At 46.5% G+C, this 1,243-nt stretch carries 1 protein-coding gene; it reads right to left on the bottom strand.

Features of this window, described 5'->3' with window-relative positions; translation table 11 throughout:
* Positions 1 to 30 precede the first annotated feature (30 nt).
* Positions 31 to 1,181, bottom strand: a protein-coding gene (locus H5200_RS23160; RefSeq protein ID WP_095661212.1) for an IS3 family transposase whose coding sequence is annotated in 2 segments (ribosomal slippage) — positions 31 to 938 and positions 938 to 1,181 — 1,152 coding nt in all. Because the reading frame shifts where the segments join, the coding sequence is not laid out codon by codon here.
* Between the last annotated feature and the right edge of the window lie 62 nt (positions 1,182 to 1,243).

Raw genomic sequence — 1,243 nt, 5'->3', positions numbered from 1 at the left:
TGATCTGCTCCAGCCAGACTGGACACTTCATTAAGCGACATTTTTATTTTCAAAGTTAACTGGACTTAGATACCCGAGAGCACTGTGCCTTCTTGTCCGATTATAATCAACCTCGATGTATTCAAAGAGCGTTTGACGCATCTCGTCTCGCGTCATGATCGGCTCATATTGGATCGCTTCAACCTTCATTGAATGGAAGAAGCTCTCAACACAAGCATTATCCCAGCAGTTTCCTTTCCTACTCATACTTTGCTTTAGATTATAAGCGGTTATGATGTCTCGATAATCTTTTGAGCAGTACTGACTACCTCGGTCACTATGAACGATCACCTGCTCAGGGAACCCACGACGGAACAAGGCCATTGATAATGCATCGCAGACCAGTGTTGCGGTCATTCTGGTATCCATAGACCAGCCGACTACTTGCCTTGAATAAAGGTCAATAATTACCGCCAAATACAGCCAGCCTTCACTTGTCGCAACATAGGTGATGTCTCCCGCCCACTTTTGATTCGGAGCCTCCGCGTTAAAATCCTGAGCCAGCAGGTTCGGAGCAACTGGCATTTTATGTTTGCTATCCGTAGTGCACCTAAACTTACGTGCCGCTTTCGGCGTTAAATCCTGACGCTTCATACTAGCGGCAATGGTTTTAACATTACGGCTATCACCGTTCTCTGCCAGCTCTTTCTGGATGCGCCTTGAACCATCACGGCCTTTGCTGTTGTCAAAAGCCTTTTTGACCTTCGTATCAAGCTCTTGGCGAGTTACCTCGCGCTGAGTGGCCTTGTGGCGATGCTTAATCCAGTAATAAAACCCACTTCGTGAAACCCCGAACACCTTAGCCATGCGGACAGCACTGAAGCACAGCAGGTGTTCGAGCATAAATTCGTAGCTATCTACTTTAGATTTTTCGCGAAGTAGGTGGCGGCCTTTTTTACGATATCTAGCTCTTCAGCTTGCTCAGCCAATTGCCTTTTGAGCTTTGCGACTTCAGCGGCTAGATCTTTTTCCCGCTGACTGGTGCTAGTATCTTTCTTGGCTGCTTTACGCCAACCGTAGATCTGGGATTCGTGTAACGAGAGATGCTGCGCTGCCGTAGCTACTCCCAGCTTTTCTGCTAGTTTCAGTGCTTCTGCTTTAAATTCAGCAGAATGGAGAATACGTTTTTTCTTGTTTGTCATGGTTCACCTCATTAGTGATTGTACTCACTTAATTAGGTGTCCAAAACTGGTGGTGCGGATCA

The sequence above is a fragment of the Pseudoalteromonas sp. SG43-7 genome, from assembly GCF_014164295.1.
GTDB classification, from domain to species: Bacteria; Pseudomonadota; Gammaproteobacteria; order Enterobacterales; family Alteromonadaceae; genus Pseudoalteromonas; species Pseudoalteromonas rhizosphaerae.
Note: the sequence above shows the minus strand (reverse complement) of the source record. Positions and strands in the feature narration are given on the sequence as shown.